The 18,598-nt window shown below is 75.2% G+C and carries 12 protein-coding genes; 2 read left to right on the forward strand and 10 right to left on the reverse strand.

Going from position 1 to position 18,598, the window contains the following annotated elements:
• Positions 1-20 precede the first annotated feature (20 nt).
• Positions 21-632 (forward strand): TetR/AcrR family transcriptional regulator, encoded by a 612-nt coding sequence (locus ACFW1A_RS02315; protein ID WP_380402664.1) that lies wholly within the window; start codon positions 21-23, stop codon positions 630-632.
• Here the strand turns inward: ACFW1A_RS02315 and ACFW1A_RS02320 are convergent.
• The 6 genes from ACFW1A_RS02320 to ACFW1A_RS02345 all read right to left on the reverse strand — a co-directional run bounded on the left by ACFW1A_RS02320 (position 616) and on the right by ACFW1A_RS02345 (position 11,807).
• Positions 616-2,208 (reverse strand): alpha/beta hydrolase, encoded by a 1,593-nt coding sequence (locus ACFW1A_RS02320; protein ID WP_380402667.1) that lies wholly within the window; start codon positions 2,206-2,208, stop codon positions 616-618. The genes ACFW1A_RS02315 and ACFW1A_RS02320 overlap by 17 nt on opposite strands.
• Positions 2,209-2,240: 32 nt before the next feature.
• A complete protein-coding gene (locus tag ACFW1A_RS02325) occupies positions 2,241-3,344 on the reverse strand; it encodes a hypothetical protein (RefSeq protein WP_380402670.1) in 1,104 nt (367 codons plus the stop codon).
• Positions 3,345-3,507: 163 nt separating this feature from the next.
• Positions 3,508-4,719 carry a DNA polymerase III subunit delta' gene (locus ACFW1A_RS02330; RefSeq protein ID WP_380402673.1) on the reverse strand — a complete coding sequence of 404 codons (1,212 nt, stop codon included), beginning with the start codon at positions 4,717-4,719 and terminating at the stop codon, positions 3,508-3,510.
• Between the two features lie 75 nt (positions 4,720-4,794).
• On the reverse strand, positions 4,795-8,064 hold the full coding sequence (gene tmk, locus ACFW1A_RS02335) for a dTMP kinase (RefSeq protein WP_380402676.1): 3,270 nt from the start codon (positions 8,062-8,064) through the stop codon (positions 4,795-4,797).
• Positions 8,065-8,182: 118 nt separating this feature from the next.
• Positions 8,183-11,026, reverse strand: a complete 2,844-nt coding sequence (gene topA / locus ACFW1A_RS02340; RefSeq protein WP_380402682.1) for a type I DNA topoisomerase — start codon at positions 11,024-11,026, stop codon at positions 8,183-8,185.
• Between the two features lie 322 nt (positions 11,027-11,348).
• Positions 11,349-11,807, reverse strand: a complete 459-nt coding sequence (locus ACFW1A_RS02345; RefSeq protein WP_380402685.1) for a hypothetical protein — start codon at positions 11,805-11,807, stop codon at positions 11,349-11,351.
• A 344-nt stretch (positions 11,808-12,151) separates the two neighbouring features.
• Here ACFW1A_RS02345 and ACFW1A_RS02350 point away from each other — a divergent pair, with 344 nt between their 5' ends.
• The gene (locus tag ACFW1A_RS02350; RefSeq protein WP_380402688.1) at positions 12,152-12,766 is read left to right on the forward strand and encodes a hypothetical protein; all 615 of its coding nucleotides are present in this window, start codon (positions 12,152-12,154) and stop codon (positions 12,764-12,766) included.
• A gap of 55 nt (positions 12,767-12,821) precedes the next feature.
• Here ACFW1A_RS02350 and ACFW1A_RS02355 read toward each other — a convergent pair whose 3' ends face one another.
• The 4 genes from ACFW1A_RS02355 to ACFW1A_RS02370 form a co-directional block, all read right to left on the reverse strand.
• A complete protein-coding gene (locus tag ACFW1A_RS02355; protein ID WP_380402691.1) occupies positions 12,822-14,357 on the reverse strand; it encodes a methyltransferase in 1,536 nt (511 codons plus the stop codon).
• Between the two features lie 94 nt (positions 14,358-14,451).
• A complete protein-coding gene (locus ACFW1A_RS02360) occupies positions 14,452-15,321 on the reverse strand; it encodes a hypothetical protein (protein ID WP_380402694.1) in 870 nt (289 codons plus the stop codon).
• A 139-nt stretch (positions 15,322-15,460) separates the two neighbouring features.
• Positions 15,461-15,829 (reverse strand): cyclophilin-like fold protein, encoded by a 369-nt coding sequence (locus tag ACFW1A_RS02365; RefSeq protein WP_380402697.1) that lies wholly within the window; start codon positions 15,827-15,829, stop codon positions 15,461-15,463.
• A 64-nt stretch (positions 15,830-15,893) separates the two neighbouring features.
• Positions 15,894-18,293: a sodium-translocating pyrophosphatase gene (locus ACFW1A_RS02370; RefSeq protein ID WP_380402700.1), complete on the reverse strand. Its 2,400-nt coding sequence runs from the start codon at positions 18,291-18,293 to the stop codon at positions 15,894-15,896.
• Positions 18,294-18,598 lie beyond the last annotated feature (305 nt).

Consider the following 18,598-nt stretch of genomic DNA (forward strand, 5'->3'; position numbering starts at 1 on the left):
CCGCGGGTACCATCACCCCCATGCCCCCCGCCCGCGGAGACCACGACGCCCGCCGCCGCGACGTCTCCGAGGCGGTCTGGCGGGTGCTGGTCGCGCGCGGCTTCGGGGGTCTGACGCTGCGCGCGGTGGCAGCCGAGATGAACGCCTCCACCGGCCTGCTCACCCACTACTTCCCGAACAAGCAGGCGCTGCTGCGCACCGCCCTGGAGGTGCTGGACCAGCGCAACCAGGACCGGCCGCGCCGCCCCGCGCCCGCCCCGGGGCTGGCCGCGCTGCGCGCCAGCCTGCTGGACGTGCTGCCGCTCACCCCGCAGGGCGCCGCCGACAACCGGATCTGGGTCAGCTCCTGGGACGTGGCACTGGCCGACCCCGAGCTGGCCGCCGCGCACGCCGAGCGCTACCGCCGGTCCCGGGTGCGGCTGACCGAGCACGTGGCAGCCGCGGTCGAGCGCGGCGAGCTGCCCGCCGCCACCTCGGTCGAGGACCTGGCGGCCGCCGCCCAGGGCTTCGTGCTGGGCCTGGTGGTGCAGGCGCTGTTCGCCCCGGCGGAGTTCCCGCCGGAGCGTCAGGTCGGGCTGGTGGACGACTGGCTGGCCGGCGCCGCGGCCCCCGGCGTCACTTGGGGCAGCTGAGCCCGGCCGCCGGGGTGGTCCCCTCCACCAGGTAGTGGTTGACCGCCGAGTCGACGCAGTCGTTGTCCCGCCCGTACGCGGTGTGCCCGTCCCCCTGGTAGGTGATCAGCTGACCCGACGCCAGCTGGCCGGCCAGCGAGCGCGCCCAGGCGTAGGGGGTGGCCGGGTCCCGCACCGTGCCCACCACCACGATCGGCCCGGCGCCGGCGGCCCGGATGGTGTGCGGTGCCCCGGTCGCCCGGACCGGCCAGTACCCGCAGGTCAGGGCCATCCAGGCCATGTCCCGGCCGAAGTGCGGGGAGGCCTGCTGGAAGGCCGGCAGGGCCGCCGCCACCTGGGCCGGCGAGCTGAACGGGGCGGGCAGGTCCAGGCAGTTGACGGCCATGTTGGCGAACATCAGGTTGGGGTAGCTGCCGTCGGCCGAGCGCTCGTAGTAGGCGTCGGACAGGTGCAGCAGCGGAGCGCCGTCGCCGCCCTTGGCGGCGGACAGCGCACTACGCAGCTGCGGCCAGAGGAACTCGGCGTAGAGCGCCTCGATCACCCCGGTGACGGCCTGGGCGCGGGACAGGCTGCGCCCGCTACCGCCCGGCAGCGGCCGGCCCTCCAGCGAGGCCAGCAGCGCGTCCAGTTCCTGCCCGGCCTGCTGCTCGGTGCTGCCGAGCGGGCAGTCGGAGCGGGACGCGCAGTCCCGGGCGAAGGAGCCCCAGGCGGTCTCGAAGCCGCCGGCCTGGGTCCGGTTGCCGGTGTAGGCGTCCAGCGAGGGGTCCATCGCCCCGTCCAGCACCATCCGGCCGACCTTCGCCGGGAACAGCCCGGCGTAGGTGGCGCCCAGCAGGGTGCCGTAGGACTTGCCGACGTAGTTCAGCCGGTCGTCGCCCAGCAGCGCCCGCAGCACGTCCATGTCGCGGGCTGCCTCGACCGTGCTGACGTGGCCCAGCAGGGCGCCCGCCCGCTGCTGGCAGCCGGCCGCGAACTCCTTGTCCGCGGCCACCAGCCGGTCGGTCGCGGCCTGGTCGGGCGGGGTGGTGTCGACGGCGGTGTAGGCGTCCATCCGGTCGCCGCTCAGGCAGCTGACCGGGGCGCTGCGGCCGACCCCGCGCGGATCCAGGCCGACCAGGTCGTAGGCGGCCCGGACCACCGGCTGGTAGCCGCCCGCCACCGACTCCACGTAGGCGACCGCCGAACCGCCCGGGCCGCCCGGGTTGAGCAGCAGCGAACCGAGCCGCTGCCGGCCGCCGGCCCCGTCGGCCGGGCGGCGCGCGGCGGTCAGCGTCAGGTCGCCGCCGGCCGGGTGGTCGTAGTCCAGCGGGACCTGGAAGGTGGTGCACTGGAAGCCGTTGTCGCAGCCGTGCCAGTCCAACGGCTGCGCGTAGTACCGGGCCAGCGCGGGCGGCACGGCGGCCGGCAGCGGCTGCAGGGCGCTGACGGCCCCGGGGTCGGCGGCGGCCCCGGTGGCCACCGCGCCGTCGGAGGAGTGCGGCGTGGTGTCGCCCGGCAGCGTCGCGCGACCGGCACTGGTGCAGCCGGCCAGCAGCAGGACGGCGGCCAGGACGGCGGGGCGGAACGGGGCGGGCATGCGGCGGTCTCCTCGGTGGCGGGGGGCTGCGCTCAGGACGTCGGGTGGGCCAGCGTGTCCGTAAGGTACTGCGCCGCGAGGCGAACCAGGCGCAAGCGCTCCCGGTCCGGGGTGAAGTCCTGCACCACGTCCGAGATCCGCACCACCGCCCGGACCGCCTGGCCCTTGCCCGCGTGCAGCGCGTCCGCCAGCCGGTGCGCGGCGGCCAGTCCGTCGGCGTCGTCCTTCGCGGCGGCCAGCAGCAGGTGGGCCGGCTGGCCCGCCGGCGCGTCGGCGGCGGTCTGGGCCAGCGCCGGGGCGTCGTAGCGGCCGGAGACCGCGGCCGCCGCCCCGTACAGCTCGGGGCGGGCCAGGCCCGCCGCCACCGCGCAGGGGGCACCGGCGCCGACCCCGAGGGTGGCCCAGCCCTGCGGCGCCGGGGGCAGGGTGTGGAAGGCGGCGGCCACGGCCGTGCGCAGCGCCGCGTCGTCGGCGAGCGCCTGCGGGGCGGCGGCGACCAGGTCGCAGGGGTGCTCGGTGCCGGTCGGGGCGGCGGGGGCGAGCACCAGGAAGGGGTGGGCGCGGCCGAGCTTGATCGCCGACAGCAGGCCGTCGAAGACGTCGGGCAGCTCGGCGTCGGCGGTCCGGCCGGGCACCGAGGCGTGCAGCACCAGCACCGGGTAGCGGGCCGACGGGTCGTCGGCGTAGTGCGGCGGCAGCCAGACCCGCACGGTGCGCGGGTGCCCATCCGCCCCGGGCACCGCGCCCTCCATCAGCTCGCCCTCGGCCGGGTGGCCGACGGAGCGGAAGGCCACCGGCGCCGCCCCGGCGGTCGACGAGGACGACGAGGAGGAGGCGGGCGCCGGCGGCGCGGCGGCCGGGTGCGCGGCCACCGCCGGAGCGACGGGCAGCGCGCCCCGGGCCTCGACGGCCCCGGCCGGACGGTGGACGAAGACCGCGGTCACCGCCAGCGCCGTCGCCACCAGCGAGCAGGCCACCGCCCCGGCCGCCTTCAGCAGCACCGGGCGCAGGTCCGCGCCCAGCTCGTAGGTCAGCGCGGCCCGCTCGGCCCGCCAGCCGCGCAGCGCGCCCCGGGCCAGCACACCGGTCGCCACCAGCACCGGTACGAGCAGCAGCAGGAGCAACGGACGGGACATGGGGCACCACCCTCGCGCGGACCGGTCCCGGACGCCCGGGTTCTCGCTCCACAGGGTGCAAGACCGCGTCCCCGAACCGGCGAAGCAGCCGGGCCGCGCGCCCGCGTTCACCCGAACGAGGGAGCCGGGGAACCGGTCTGACGGCCGGTCGGCCGACGCCGGGTCAGCCCGCGCGCAGCGCCACGGTCATCGCCTCCACCGCGAGCAGCGGGTCGACGTTGCGGTCCAGCGCGCGGCGGCAGCCCAGCACGGCCTCGATCCGGCGCAGCGTGGACTCCGGCGGACCGGCCTGGGCCACCCGGTCCAGCGCGGCGCGCTGGTCCTGGTTGGCCAGCACGCCGGTGGAACCGAGCTGCAGGGCGAGCACGTCGCGGTAGAACCCGAGCAGGTCGAGCAGCGCCACCGAGAGGGTCTCCCGGCGGGTCCGGGTGGCCCGGCTCTTCTGCCGCTTCTCCAGCTCCTTGACCGCACCGGCCATGCCGCGCGGGGCCTTGCCGCCCTCGACCGCGCCGTACGCGGCCCGCAGGTCGCCGGTCTCCTTGGCGTCCTGCGTCACCGCGAGCGCCTCGGCGTCGGCCTTGGCGGTGTCCACCAGGCGCTGGGCCGCCGCCAGGCAGCCGCCGATGTCGGCCACCTCCAGCGGGATCCGCAGCACCTCCAGCCGCCGGGTGCGGGTCTGCTCGTCCACCGCGAGCCGGCGGGCGCGCTCGATGTCGCCCTGGCCGGCCCGGGCGGCCAGTTCGGCCAGGCCCGGCTCCACCCCGTCCCGGCGGACCAGCAGGTCCGCCACCGACTCGGCGGAGGGGGTGCGCAGCACCAGGTGGCGGCAGCGCGAGCGGATGGTCGGCAGGGTGTCCTGCACCGACGGGGCGCAGAGCAGCCAGACCGTCCGGGGCGAGGGCTCCTCGACGCCCTTGAGCAGCGCGTTGGCCGCCGCCTCGGTCAACCGGTGGGCGGCGTCGATCAGGATCACCGACCAGCGGCCGCCGGTCGGGTAGCTGGAGGCGCGCAGCACCAGGTCGCGCATGTCGCCGACGCCGATCGACAGGCCGTCGGTGCGGACGAACTTCACGTCCGCGTGGCTCTCCGCCATCACGGTGTGGCAGCCGTCGCAGAACCCGCAGCCGGGCGTGCCGCCCAGCTCCAGGTCGGGGCTGGTGCACTGCAGCGCCGCCGCGAAGGCGCGCGCGGCCACCGTCTGGCCCGCACCGGGCGGGCCGGTGAACAGCCAGGCGTGCGTCATCAGCGAGGCGTTGGTCCCCGGCTCGGGCCGGCCGGAGCGGCCGGCCAGCACGGTGGCCCGGGCCGCCCGCGCGGCCGCCGTCAACTGCTCGACCACCCGCTCCTGGCCCACCAGGTCGTCCCAGACGGCCACCACAGCTCCCGTGCTCGCCCACCGATCTGTCCGCCAGCGAGCATACGTGCCGCGGCGGACAGCACCGACCGGCCGCTACTTGCGGCGCTTGCGGCCCTTGCCGTCCTCGGGGTCGACCTGCTCCCACTGGGCCCACTCCTCGCGGGTGCCGAGCAGCGAGTCGGTGAGGCTGGGCAGGTCGTCCATCGGCGTCTCCTCGGCCCAGGACGGGCGGGCCGGACGCTGCTGGTCCGCCGCCGGCTCGGGCCGGAACAGGCCGGGCGGCATCCGCTCCTCGATCGGCAGCACCGGCGGCAGCACGGCCGTGCGCTCCGCCCCGGACTCCCCGGCGGCTCCGGACTCCGCGGCGGCCTCCGGCTTCCCGGCGGCCTTCGGCTTCGCGGGCGCCTTCGACCCGGCCGCAGCCGCGGGCGCCTTCGACCCGGCAGGCGCGGCGGACGCGACGGGCCCGGCAGGCGCGGCCGCCTCGACGGTCCGCACCGGTGCCGCCGGTCGCACCGGCTCGTCCTCGACCGGCGGCAGCACCGCGGTCCGCTCGACGGCCGACTCGGTGGTCCGGGCCGCGTCGGCCGCCGCCACCGCAGCCTGCCGCTCCTCCTCCGAGATCTCCTCGGTCAGCTCCTCGGAACCGACCAGCGGCATCTCCCGGGTGACCGCCTCGGCATCGTTGGCCGCCCTGGCCCGCTCGGCGGCCTCCTCGGCCAGTCGCGCGGCCTCGGCCCGCTGCAGCGCCTCCTCGGCCCGCCGGCGCTGCTCCTCGCGCTGCACGTCGCGCTGGCGCTGCAGCTCGGCCTGCTGGGCCGCCTCGGCCTCCTGGCGGGCCCGCTCGGCCGCCTCGGCGGCCAGCCGGACCTCCTCCGCCGCCTTGCGCTCGGCCTCCTCGGCCGCCCGCCGCTGCGCCTCGGCCTCGGCCTCGAGCCGCGCCTCCTCGGCGGCCTTGCGGGCCTCCTCGGCCGCCTTGCGCGCGGCCTCCTCCTTGGCGAGCCGGTCCTTCTCCGCCTGCTCGGCCCGCAGCTGCTCCAGCAGCGCCTGCCGCTTGCGCTCGGCCTCCTCGGCCTCGGCCTTGCGGCGGGCCTCCTCGGCCGCCCGCCGGTCGGCCTCCTCCTTGGCCAGGCGCTCCAGCTCGCGGCGGGCCTCCTTCTCCTGGTCGGAGAGCGGCAGCTCGCGGTCCAGCCGGTGCCGGATCGCGGTGGTCACCAGGTCGGCCGACTTGCTGCCGTCCACCACCAGGTAGCGCACCGGGTCGGCGGCGGCCAGCGCGAGGAAACCGGCCCGGACCCGGGTGTGGAACTCGGTCGGCTCGCTCTCCAGCCGGTCCAGCGCCTCGGTGAACCGGTCCCGGGCCTGGTCCGGGTCGACGTCCAGCACCACGGTCAGGTCCGGCACCAGGCCACCGGTGGCCCAGCGGGAGATCCGCGCCACCTCGGTGGCGGCCAGGTCGCGCCCGGCGCCCTGGTAGGCGATCGAGGAGTCCATGTAGCGGTCGGTGATCACCACCGCGCCGCGGGCCAGCGCCGGACGGATCACGTTCTCCACGTGCTCGGCCCGGTCGGCCGCGTAGATCAGCGCCTCGGCGCGGTGCGACAGGCCGGTGTTGCCCACGTCCAGCACCAGGGCGCGCAGCCGCTGCCCGACCGGGCTGCCGCCCGGCTCCCGGGTGATCAGCACCTCGTGGCCCTTGCTGCGGATCCACTCGGCCAGCGCCTGGGCCTGGGTCGACTTGCCGGCGCCGTCGCCGCCCTCCAGCGCGATGAAGAAGCCGCTGCCGCTGGCCCGGTGCTCGGGCACCTCGCGGCCGCGGCCGAGCGCCTCCAGCAGCTCCCGGCCGAACGGCACGGTGCCGCGCTGGTCGTCGGTGCGCAGCAGCACCACCCCGGCCAGCGCCAGGGTGAGCACGCCGGCGGTGGCGACCGCGAGGGCCGCGCCGCCGTGGATGAAGGTGAAGCCGCCGGGCGTCCGGTTGCCGTACTCGACCTCGCCGTAGCCGGCCGCCAGCAGCGGCATCACCAGCACAGCGCCGCCGACCACCATCCGCAGCACCGCGTACAGGTGCTCGGTGACCTTGGGCAGCCGGGCCTCCTCGACCTCCTGGGCCAGCAGCGCCCGGCCGATCCCGATCACCAGACCGGCCGCCACCGCGGCGACCGAGGTGAGCAGCAGGATCAGCACGTAGTCGAAGACCAGGCCGGCCAGGATCAGCGCGGCGCCCAGCACCAGCAGCGCGACCGCCAGCAGTCGGCGGCGGGAGAGGGTCGGCAGGGTCACCCCGGTCAGCCGCAGGCCGACCCAGGGCAGCCCGGTGGCCGCGAGCACCAGCAGGCCGTAGCCGACCGGGCCCGCGCCGTGCTCGCCGGCGGTCAGCAGCGCGAGCGCGGCGACCCCGGCCATCGCCGCGTAGCCGGCCGCGATCGAGAAGGTGAAGTAGGGGGCGGACCCGGTGCGGCCCTTGCCGAGCGCCGGGCCCGGGGTGGCGTCGGTCGGCGCCTTGAGGCCCTGCAGCGGCGAGCCCGGCCGGCCGGTGCCGACCGCCGAGGCGGACAGGTCCTGCGGGTAGAGCAGCGCGGCCGAGACGGCGAACAGCACCGCGGCGCCGACCGCGGCGACGGTCACCTGGTGCTCGCGCAGCCAGTGCGAGCCGAGCGCGGCGGCCAGGTTGTTGACCAGCGTGCAGGCGATCAGGGCCAGCGCGGCCAGCGGCACGGTGGCCCAGCCGGTGCGCAGGTCCAGGGTGCGCAGCGTGGCCAGGTTGGCGGCGGAGGGCCGCTGCTGGTCGGTGGGCGCGTACGGGTTGGCCGCCGGCAGCAGGCCGGGCGCGGCCGCGCCCTTGGCCGCGGACCAGACCCGCTCGGCCGCGCCGGTCAGGAAGACCGAGCCGAGCAGCAGGTAGGCGGGGGTCGGACCGTGCGTCCAGACCACCCACCACGGCGCCACCGCGACCAGCGCGGCCCGCAGCCCGTCGGCCCCGATCAGCGCCCAGCGGCGGTCGACCCGGCCGGACAGCAGCGCGTGCAGCGGGGTCAGCAGCGCCACCCCGAAGAGCACCGCGGCCAGCAGCCGCGCCGCGAAGACCAGGGTGAGCGCGAAGGCGACCCCCCGGTAGCCGCCGCCGAACAGGCCGGCCCCGCCGGCCGCGGCGACGGTGAGGGCGAGCAGCACCAGGAAGGCCAGCCGGTCGGCGGTGCCGCCGAGCAGCTGGGTCACCCACAGCCGGCGGTACGGGCGCAGCCGCAGCAGCGCGCGGGCGCGCTCACCCGGGGTCCCGGCGGGAGCCACCTCGGGGAGGTCGGCCACCACGGCGGTGGGGGGTGTCGCGGTTGCGGGGGTGGGCTGCTCCTCGCTCGTCATACGGTCAGCGTAGCGGCCTGGGCCAAGTGCCAGTTGGCACCCGGGCCCCTGGGAGCCAGGCTATGACCGGGTTGTGACGCGGGGACGGTGATCCGGGTCACCGTCCCCGTGCCCGCCGTCAGCCCTCGTCGGGTGCGGGGGACGTCGCGGCGGTCTTCTTCGCCGCGGTCTTCTTCGCCGTGCCGGTCTTGGCCGCGGTGGTCTTCTTCGCGGCCGTCTTCTTCGCCGTGGTGGTCTTGGCGGTGGTGGTCTTCTTGGCCGCGGCCTTCTTCGCCGGGGCCTTCTTGGCCACCTTCTTGACCGGTCCGCGAGCCCGCTTCTCCGCCAGCAGCTCGTAGCCGCGCTCCGGCGTGATGGTCTCGACGTCGTCGTCCTTGCGGAGCGTCGCGTTGGTCTCGCCGTCGGTCACGTACGGGCCGAACCGGCCGTCCTTGACCACCACCGGCCGCTCGCTGACCGGGTCGGTGCCCAGCTCCTTGAGCGGCGGGGCGGCCGCGGCCCGGCCGCGCTGCTTGGGCTGGGCGTAGATCGCCAGCGCCTCCTCCAGGGTGACCGTGAAGAGCTGCTCCTCGCTGGTCAGCGAGCGCGAGTCGGTCCCCTTCTTGAGGTACGGGCCGTAGCGGCCGTTCTGCGCGGTGATCTCCACGCCCTCGGCGTCGGCGCCGACCACCCGGGGCAGCGACAGCAGCTTGAGCGCGTCGTCCAGCGTGACCGTGTCCAGCGACATGGTCTTGAAGAGCGAGGCGGTGCGCGGCTTGACCGCGTTCTTGCCGGTCTTGGGCGTGCCCTCGGGCAGGATCTCGGTGACGTACGGGCCGTACCGGCCGTCCTTGGCGACCAGCATGTTGCCGCTGTGCGGGTCCTGGCCCAGCTCGTAGTCGCCGCTGGGCTTGGCCAGCAGCTCCTCGGCCAGCGCCACGGTCAGCTCGTCCGGCGGCAGCTCGTCGGGGATGTCGGCGCGCTGGCCCGGCTGCTCCGGGTCGGTGCCGCTCTTCTCGACGTACGGGCCGTACCGGCCGACCCGCAGGGTGATCTCGTCGCTCAGCCGGAACGAGCTGATCTCCCGGGCGTCGATCGCGCCCAGGTCGGTGACCAGCTCCTTGAGGCCGCCCAGGTGGTCGCCGTCGCCGTTGCCGGCCTCGGCCGCGGTGCCGGTCCCCTCGCCCTCGCCGAAGTAGAAGCGCTTGAGCCACGGGACCGACTCGGCCTGGCCGGCCGCGATCCGGTCCAGGTCGTCCTCCATCTTCGCGGTGAAGTCGTAGTCGACCAGCCGGCCGAAGTGCTTCTCCAGCAGGTTCACCACGGCGAAGGAGAGGAAGGAGGGGACCAGGGCCGTCCCCTTCTTGAAGACGTACCGGCGGTTGATGATCGTGTCGATGATCGAGGCGTAGGTGGACGGGCGGCCGATCTCCCGGTCCTCCAGCTCCTTGACCAGCGAGGCCTCGGTGTAGCGGGCCGGCGGCTTGGTGGCGTGGCCCTCGGGGGTCAGCTGGTCGGCGGCCAGCGGGTCGCCCTCGGTCAGCTGCGGCAGCCGGCGCTCGCGGTCGTCCAGCTCGGCGTTGGGGTCGTCGGCGCCCTCCACGTAGGCCTTGAGGAAGCCGTGGAAGGTGATGATCTTGCCCGAGGCGGAGAACTCGACGTCGCGGCGGTCGGACGAGGTGCCGCCGACCCGGACGGTCACCGACTGACCGACCGCGTCCTTCATCTGGGAAGCGACGGTGCGCATCCAGATCAGCTCGTACAGCCGGAAGTCGTCGCCGCTCAGCGCGGTCTCGGCCGGGGTGCGGAAGCGGTCGCCGGAGGGGCGGATCGCCTCGTGCGCCTCCTGGGCGTTCTTGACCTTGCTGGCGTAGACGCGCGGGGCGTCCGGCAGGTACTCGGCGCCGTACAGCTGGGTCACCTGGGCCCGGGCGGCCGCCACGGCGGTCTCCGAGAGGGTGGTGGAGTCGGTGCGCATGTAGGTGATGAAGCCGTTCTCGTACAGCTTCTGGGCCACCTGCATGGTCCGCTTCGCGCCGAAGCCCAGCTTGCGGCTGGCCTCCTGCTGCAGCGTGGTGGTGCGGAACGGGGCGTAGGGCGAGCGGCGGTACGGCTTGGACTCGACGCTGCGCACGCTGAACGCGGTCTGCTGCAGGGCGGCGGCCAGCGCGCGGGCGGCCTGCTCGTCCAGGTGCAGCGTGTTGGCGCTCTTCAGCCGGCCGTCCTGGCCGAAGTCACGGCCGCTGGCGATCCGCTTGCCGTCCACCGAGGCCAGCCGGGCGCCGAAGTTCTCCGGGTTGGCGGCGTCGGCCGGGGCGCGGCCGGTGGCGAAGGTGGCCACCAGGTCCCAGTAGGAGGCCGAGGTGAAGGCGATCCGCTCGCGCTCCCGCTCGACCACCAGGCGGGTCGCCACCGACTGGACGCGGCCGGCCGACAGCTTCGGCATGACCTTCTTCCAGAGCACCGGCGAGACCTCGTAGCCGTACAGGCGGTCGAGGATCCGGCGGGTCTCCTGGGCGTCGACCAGGCGCTGGTTGAGCTCGCGCGGGTTGGCCACCGCCTCCTGGATCGCGGCCTTGGTGATCTCGTGGAAGACCATCCGCTTGACCGGCACCTTGGGCTTGAGCACCTGCTGCAGGTGCCAGGCGATGGCCTCGCCCTCGCGGTCCTCATCGGTGGCGAGGAACAGCTCGTCGGACTCCGCGAGCAGCTGCTTGAGCTTGCTGACCTGGGCCTTCTTGTCACTGTTGACGACGTAGATCGGCGCGAAGTCGTGGTCCACGTCGACGCCCAGCCGGCGCACCTCGCCGGTGTACTTGTCCGGCACCTCGGCCGCCGTCCCGGGCAGGTCGCGAATGTGCCCGACGCTCGCCTCGACGATGTAGCCGGGGCCGAGGTAGCCCTTGATCGTCTTCGCCTTGGCGGGCGACTCGACAATGACGAGTCGCTTGCCGCCCTGCGCGGTCTCGCTGCTCGGGGACACCTTCGCTCTTCTCTCCCGGTCCATTCCTGTGCGCTGGCCGGCGGTCGTCCGCCGCCCGGCACGCAACGCCTGGGGTGCCGCTACGCGACGACCCCACCAGCGGAGTGTGACCGTACCCTGGTGACCCTTGTCAAACGGACGGATCCTGCTTTTTCACTTGCAAGGCCGACCTGCGCCACTCGAACGGTAACCCGATGACGGCCCTTCCCGCCGCGTGGTTATCGTCAGCGGCTGTCGGTTCCGGCCGGTTTCCGGGGTTTCGGTACGGTTGCCGAGGGGTGTCCGGCCGGATTCCGGCCAGGTTCCGGCCGGTCTCGGCGGCCTAGCGGAGCACGGTGGCGAGCAGCGAGAGCCCGCCGGCCAGGCTGCTGGTGCCGAGGACGATCCAGAACGCGTCCAGCGGCAGCGAGGCCGCGGTGGCGGTGCCGGTCAGCACCACCTGCGCGGGTCGGGTCGGGTCGTAGCAGACCCGGACCGAGCTGCCCGGCAGCAGTTGCGGCGGGCGGCGCAGCGGAGTGCGGCCACGGGGGCGGGCCAGCACCGCGGCCGACTCCACCGGCCCGTCCGGCGCGCCCACGGCGGGCAGCGTCGCGTAGGAGAGCAGCGGGGCCGGGTCCAGCACCTGGCTGGGGACGGGGTCCGGGACGACCAGGGCGGTCACCGGGACGCCGTGCCGGCGCAGCCGGTGGCGAAGGCGCAGCTCGGCCGCGCACCAGAACAACAGGGCGCCGCCGAACAGGACCAGTACGCCCCCTGCCACCGCCGCCGTCGGCGTCTCCACCCCGCGCTCCCCGCCCCTGCTCCGCACCGGCTGCCCGACAGTCAGCTGATGATCTTTCAGATTCGCCGAGGTTGACAGCGCCGGGCCAACCGGGTGCGGCCGGATGAGGTACGACGGGGAAACCCGGGGTCACGGATCGGTGAACCGGGACCCCGGGGAACCAGGTCACGGATCGGTGAACCGGGACCCCGGGGAACCAGGTCACGGATCGGTGAACCGGACCCGCGATCGATCCGCAGTCCGTCACAGAGCCGCAACAGCGGCAACCCCGGCGGGGCGGCGCCGCGTGACCCCGGATGACCGGCCGTCGGCGCCGGTCCCGAACGTTCCTGGGGGGAACCACCGTGCTCGCTCGCCGCCTGACCGCCACCGCCCTCGTCCTGACCGCCGCCGCGCTCACCCTGACCGCCTGCGGGCCGGACGAGTCGCCCGCGCCGGCCGCCGCCGGCTCCCCCACGGCCTCCGTCACCGCGGTGCCGAGCGTCCCCGCGGCGCCCTCGACGGGACCGGCGCACCCGGCGAGCCCGTCCGCCAAGCCCTCCGCGAAGCCGACCGCCAAGCCCTCGGGCACCGCCAAGCCGACCGCCGACTGCACCGCGGCCGCCACCAGCTCGATCGGCCGGGTGGTCGAGTCGGTGGACAGCGCCTACACGGTGCACGTCTGGATGAAGGCCAAGGAGACCAAGTTCGTCTGCGGCCCCGACGTGCCCAACGACGGCTACTTCGAGGGCTACGGCAACCCGGCGGTGTTCACCTTCAGCAACGACGCCAAGTACCTGCTCTTCGCCGACATGAAGCCGACCCCGGTCTCGCTGGACGTCTTCATGAAGCACATGGAGGACTGCCGCAACAACCCGTCGGCGGTGCAGCAGCCGTACTCCTGCTACGGCGGGATGTACGCGATCACCACCACCGGCGGCAACACCGTCACCTCGATCACCGAGCTGTTCCACCCGTGACGGTCCGTCGGCGGACCGCTGACGGTACGCCGACGGGTCACTGACGGGCCGCCAGTCAGCCGCCGACCGGGGCGATGAAGCCCTGCTCGACCAGCAGGCGCAGCGACTCCGGGGCGCGGTCGCGCAGCAGCACCCGGTCCTCGCCGAGCAGCTGGGCGATCGCGTCCAGGATCTGGCCGGCCGGCAGGGTGCCGTCGCAGACGCCCGCGAAGCCCGCGCCCACGGTGTCCACCTTGGTGGCCCGACGCATGCCCCGGTTGTGCCGCAGCACCACGTGCTCCGGATCGTCCGCACCGGGGGCGCCGACCTGCTCCTGGACCACCTCGTCGGCCAGCTGGTACCGGGCGGCCAGCAGCGCGGCGTCGTCGTGGTCGCGCAGGAAGTCCTGGCGGGCGAACCACTGCTCGATGTGCGGGCCGAGCGGCTGCTCGACCGGGTGCGGCCACTCCTCGATCCGGACCGTGGGGTGCTCGGCCCCGGAGGCGCGCAGGGTGATCCAGCCGAAGCCGACCCCCTCGACCCCGGCCGCCTCGAAGGCGTCCAGCCACTCGTCGTAGCGCTGCTCGTAGGCCTGACGGGACGCCAGGTGGTCACCGCCGTCGCGCAGCCAGAGCTCGGCGTACTGCGCCGGGTCCTGCACCTCGCGCTGGACCACCCAGGCGTCCAGGCCGGTGCCGGCCACCCAGCCCGCCAGCCGGTCGTGCCAGTCCTCGCCCTTGACGTGCTGCCAGTTGGCCAGCAGCTGGCAGTAGCCGCCCGGGGCCAGCCGCTCGGCGGCGCCGCGGACCAGCGAGCGGCACAGCTCGTCCCCCGCCATGCCGCCGTCGCGGTAGACGAACCGGCTGCCCGGCGAGATCACGAACGGCGGGTTGGAGACGATCAGGTCGAAGCGCCGGTCGGCCACCGGCTCGAACAGGCTGCCCTCGGCGGTGGCGGTGTTCTCGAAGCCGGACAGCGCCAGGGTCAGCCGGGCGAAGGCCAGCGCCCGGGGGTTGAGGTCGGTGGCGGTCACCTGCTGGGCGTGCCGGGCGGCGTGCAGCGCCTGGACGCCGGAGCCGGTGCCCAGGTCGAGCGCGGCGCGCACCGGGCGGCGGACCGCCAGGTTGGCCAGCGTGGTCGAGGCGCCGCCGACCCCCAGCACCAGCTCGCGCCGCGGCACCCCGGCCGCGCTGCCGCCGGAGCCGATGCCGCCCGCGCCGCCGACCGCGCAGCCCAGGTCGGAGACCACCCAGGCGTCGGCGCTCTCCAGGCCGGCCACCTCGTTGGCGTACGGGCGCACGTCGACGGTGGCCCGGACCTCGTCGCCGTCACGGGTCAGCCACCCGTCCGCCAGGCAGTCCGCCACCGGCAGTGCGGCGGCCGCGGCGGGGTACGGGACCGGCTGCTGGAGCAGGAAGAGCCGGACCAGGGTCTCCAGCGCGGTGCCGCCACGGGTCGCGCGCAGCGCGGGGACCGCCTCGCTGCGGGCGAGCGCGGCGTAGGCGGTGGGGCCGAGCAGGTCGAGGCAGCCGTCGGCGGTGTAGGAGGCCGCCAGCAGTGCCTCGCGCAGCCGGGCGAGACGGGCGGGATCGGGAGCGGGAAGCGTGGTCACCCGGCCATTCTCCCGCGCCCGGGCGCGGGAGCGGCCCACGGCGCGGGGAGCCGCTCCGGTGCCGGAGCGGGCCCCGTGGACCGGCCGCGGGCGGTCAGTGGCCGCTGGGCGAGGCGCTGGCGCCGGCGCTCGGGGAGCCGGCGGCGCCGGCGCTCGGGGAACCGGCCGCGCTCGCGCCCGGAGAGCCGGACGCGTTCGGGGAACCGCTCGCACTCGCGCCCGGGGAGCCGGCGGGGGCACCGGGCGAGCCGCTCGCGGCGGCGCCCGGGCTCGGGCTCCCGCCCGGGGCCGCGGGCGCGCCGGAACCGCCGGCCGCGCCCGAGGCGCCCGCGACCGGCTGGCTCTTGCAGCCCGGCTGCTTGGCAATGGCCGTGCCCAGGTCGCCGGTCTGCAGCGTGTTGAGCGCACCGGTGGAGAGCTTGGCCAGCTGCTGCACCTGGTCGCCGACGCTCTTCAGGCCGTCGGCGAACTTCGCCTGGTCGTCGGTCGGCAGGCCGGCGAGGGTCTTCTGCACGTCCAGGTAGCCCTGGGCGGCCTGGCGCAGCTCGTTGACCGCGTCCTTCTGCACCCCGGCACCGTTGTCGATCTTCGGCGCGCCGGCCTTGTCGATCGCGTCGGCGATCTGGTTGTTGGCGGCGCCGAGCGTGCCGAGGTCGCCGGCCAGCCGCTTCTGCAGGTCCCCCGGGGACTCACCGGCCTTCACCTGGCCGACGTCGGCCTGCGCGGTGCGGGACTGGGTCACCGGGTCGCGCAGGTTGTCGCAGACCTGCTTGGCCCAGGAGTTGAGCGCGGCGGTGTTGTCGCTGCTGCAGGCGGCCGCGCCGACCGCCAGCAGGGTGCCGAGCAGCGGCAGGGCGACGGCGCGGCGGACCGTCCGGCGACGTGGCCCGGCCCCGCCGGTGGTCCCGGTCGCGCCGGTCGTCCCGGTCGCGCCCCGTCCGTTCGCCAGCACTCGCTCGTCCACCCTCGCGGCCCTCCTGCCGTCCCGCCCGGCCGGTGGTCCGGCCCGGCGATTCCGTACCGGGTGAACCTACCCGACACCGGTACGGGGACGGTCCGGGCGGCCGGGACGGTTCCCGGCCGCCCGGGGACCGGGCGGGGGCTCAGGCGCGCTCGACCCGGATCGCGTCGCCCGGCCGGACCGTGCGCAGCACCTGCGGGTCGCCGTCCAGCGCGCCGAGCAGGTTGCACGGGCTGGCCAGCCGGCACTCCTCGCCGCGCGAGATCGGCGTGGGGCCGTAGGGCAGCGCCAGGCTGTCGCCGTCCGTCCAGAAGGCGACCGTGCCCGGCGCCACCACCTGCTCGGCGTCCGCCTCGCGCGCCACGCTGACCGGGGTGCCGAAGTAGACCTCCTCGCCCCAGGTGGCGGCGGCGGAGCTGATCGGCAGTGCCGCCCAGAGCGCCTGGCTGGTCGGCGTGGACCGCAGGGTCGCGGTGGCCTGGCCGGCCGGCCAGAGGATGCGGATCCGCATGGGTTTCCCTTCGGGTTCTCGGCTCGGGAGCCGGGTCGCGCCGCAGAGCAGGGAAACCGCTGATTCAACAGTTTGTCAATCCCACCTCCGGGCCCGCACCGGGCAGTGCGGCGGGCGACTCCTCCGCGACGCCCACCGGGCGCCGCTTGGACACGTACACCGCGGCCACCACCAGCAGCGCCGCGACCGCGGCCACGGCGGCGCGCAGACCGGCGTTGGCGTGCGGGCCGTAGCTGAACCGGACCACGGCGGGCGCGATCAGCAGCGAGACCAGGTTCATCACCTTGAGCAGCGGGTTGATCGCCGGTCCCGCGGTGTCCTTGAACGGGTCGCCGACCGTGTCGCCGATCACCGTGGCGGCGTGCGCCTCGCTTCCCTTGCCGCCGTGCGCGCCGTCCTCGACCAGCTTCTTGGCGTTGTCCCAGGCGCCGCCGGAGTTGGCCAGGAAGACGGCCATCAGGGTGCCCGCGCCGATGGCGCCGGCCAGGTAGGCGCCGAGCGGGCCGACACCGAGCGCGAAGCCCACCGCGATCGGGGCCAGCACCGCGAGCAACCCGGGGGTGGCCAGTTCGCGCAGCGCGTCCCGGGTGCAGATGTCGACCACCTTGCCGTACTCCGGGGTCTCGCTGCCGTCCATGATCCCGGGGTGCTCGCGGAACTGGCGGCGCACCTCGAAGACCACCGCACCGGCCGAGCGGGAGACGGCGTTGACGGCCAGTCCGGAGAAGAGGAAGACCACGGCGGCGCCGAGCAGCAGGCCGACCAGGTTGTTCGGCTGCGAGATGTCCAGGCTCAGGCTGCCGGTGCCGCCGGGCGGTGCGCCGTCGGCCGCGCTGCCGACCGCCTCCCCGGTGGCGTCGGTGAAGGAGCCGAACAGCGCGGTGGCGGCCAGCACGGCGGTGGCGATCGCGATGCCCTTGGTGATCGCCTTGGTGGTGTTGCCGACCGCGTCCAGCTCGGTCAGCACCCGGGCGCCGGCCCCCTCGACCTCGCCGGACATCTCGGCGATGCCCTGGGCGTTGTCGGAGACCGGGCCGAAGGTGTCCATCGCCACGATCACGCCCACGGTGGTGAGCAGGCCGGTGCCGGCCAGCGCGACCGCGAACAGCGCGAGCAGCAGCGAGCCGCCGGCCAGCAGGTAGGCGCCGTAGACCGCGGCGCCGATCAGCACGGCGGAGTAGACCGCCGACTCCAGGCCGAGCGAGAAGCCGGAGAGCACGACCGTGGCCGGGCCGGTCAGCGAGCTCCGCCCGACCTCGCGCACCGGTCGCCGGGTGGTCTCGGTGAAGTAGCCGGTGAGCTGCTGGATCAGCACCGCGAGCACGATGCCGATCAGCACGGCGGCGAGCGCGAACAGGCGCGGGTCGCCGCCGTGCTGCCGGATCGCGTCCGGCACGTGGTGCAACCGGCCGAAGCTGCCGGGCAGCATCGTGTACACCGCCGCCAGCACCAGCAGCAGCGAGACGGCCGCGGAGAGGAAGAAGCCGCGGTTGATCGCGGTCATCCCGCTGCGGTCGCGCTCGCGCGGGGAGACGGCGACGATCCCGAGCACCGCGGTCAGCACGCCGATGCCCGGGACCACCAGGGGCAGCACCAGGCCGGTGTCGCCGAACACCGCCCGGCCCAGGATCAGGGCGGCCACCAGGGTCACCGCGTAGGACTCGAACAGGTCGGCGGCCATCCCCGCGCAGTCGCCCACGTTGTCGCCGACGTTGTCGGCGATGGTGGCGGCGTTGCGCGGGTCGTCCTCCGGGATGCCCTGCTCCACCTTGCCGACCAGGTCGGCGCCCACGTCGGCGGCCTTGGTGAAGATGCCGCCGCCGACGCGCATGAACATCGCCAGCAGCGCGGCCCCGAAGCCGAACCCCTCCAGCACCCGGGGCGCGTCGGCGCGGTAGAGCAGCACCACCACGGTGGCGCCGAGCAGGCCGAGGCCGACCGTGCACATCCCGACCACGCCACCGGTGCGGAAGGCGATCCGCATCGCCCGGTGCTGGGCGCGCCGCTGCTGATCGGCCGTCACACCGCGGGCCACCGCGGCCACCCGCACGTTCGCGCGCACCGCCAGCCACATGCCCAGGTAGCCGGTGGCGGCCGAGAAGCCGGCGCCGACCAGGAAGAAGGCCGAACGGCCGATCCGCTGCGACCAGTTGTCCGCGGGCAGCAGCATCAGCAGGAAGAACGCCCCGGCGGCGAAGACCCCGAGGGTGCGGAACTGGCGGGCCAGGTAGGCGTTCGCGCCCTCCTGCACGGCGGCCGCGATCCGCCGCATCGCCGGTGTGCCCTGATCGGCCGCCAGGACCTGGCGGACCAGCAGCACGGCCACGCCGAGCGCGGCCAGCGCGACCAGACCGATGACCAGGAGCAGGACCTGGTTCCCGCCGGTGAGCACCGCCGGCTGCGCGGGCGCAGCCAGAACGGTCAAGATTCGTGGTCGTACTGGTGATCCTGGGGCGGATCCCATGAGTTCGGCTGCCCGGGTCGTCGTTGTGATCGCAATTCCCGCCATGCGTCCTCCCCGAAAACCGGCACGCCGGACTCTCGCGCGGCGCGCACGTGGCTCTGGTGGCACAGGCGACCGGGCCGAACCGCTCGACCCGACCGGATATCCAGGAGCGAGTGTAGGAATCCGCGCGGGATCGAAATAGCCCGCGTGCAAGGGGAAGGAAAAGAATCATGGCCGGGGGCCGAAAACCCGCGGGTGTGGGCAGCCGGCCCTATCGCCCGTGGGGCGGCGGGCAAGTGTGGTGGGGCGTGCTGGTTGTATTG

Source organism: Kitasatospora sp. NPDC058965, assembly GCF_042741245.1.
Lineage (GTDB): Bacteria > Actinomycetota > Actinomycetes > Streptomycetales > Streptomycetaceae > Kitasatospora.

Excerpts from the sequence above, each read along its gene's own strand:
- ACFW1A_RS02315 (WP_380402664.1), top strand. The coding sequence starts at position 21 with ATGCCCCCCGCCCGCGGAGACCACGACGCCCGCCGCCGCGACGTCTCC.
- tmk (WP_380402676.1), bottom strand. The coding sequence starts at position 8,064 with ATGACGAGCGAGGAGCAGCCCACCCCCGCAACCGCGACACCCCCCACC.
- ACFW1A_RS02325 (WP_380402670.1), bottom strand. The coding sequence starts at position 3,344 with ATGTCCCGTCCGTTGCTCCTGCTGCTGCTCGTACCGGTGCTGGTGGCG.
- ACFW1A_RS02365 (WP_380402697.1), bottom strand. The coding sequence starts at position 15,829 with ATGCGGATCCGCATCCTCTGGCCGGCCGGCCAGGCCACCGCGACCCTG.
- ACFW1A_RS02370 (WP_380402700.1), bottom strand. The coding sequence starts at position 18,293 with ATGGGATCCGCCCCAGGATCACCAGTACGACCACGAATCTTGACCGTT.
- ACFW1A_RS02320 (WP_380402667.1), bottom strand. The coding sequence starts at position 2,208 with ATGCCCGCCCCGTTCCGCCCCGCCGTCCTGGCCGCCGTCCTGCTGCTG.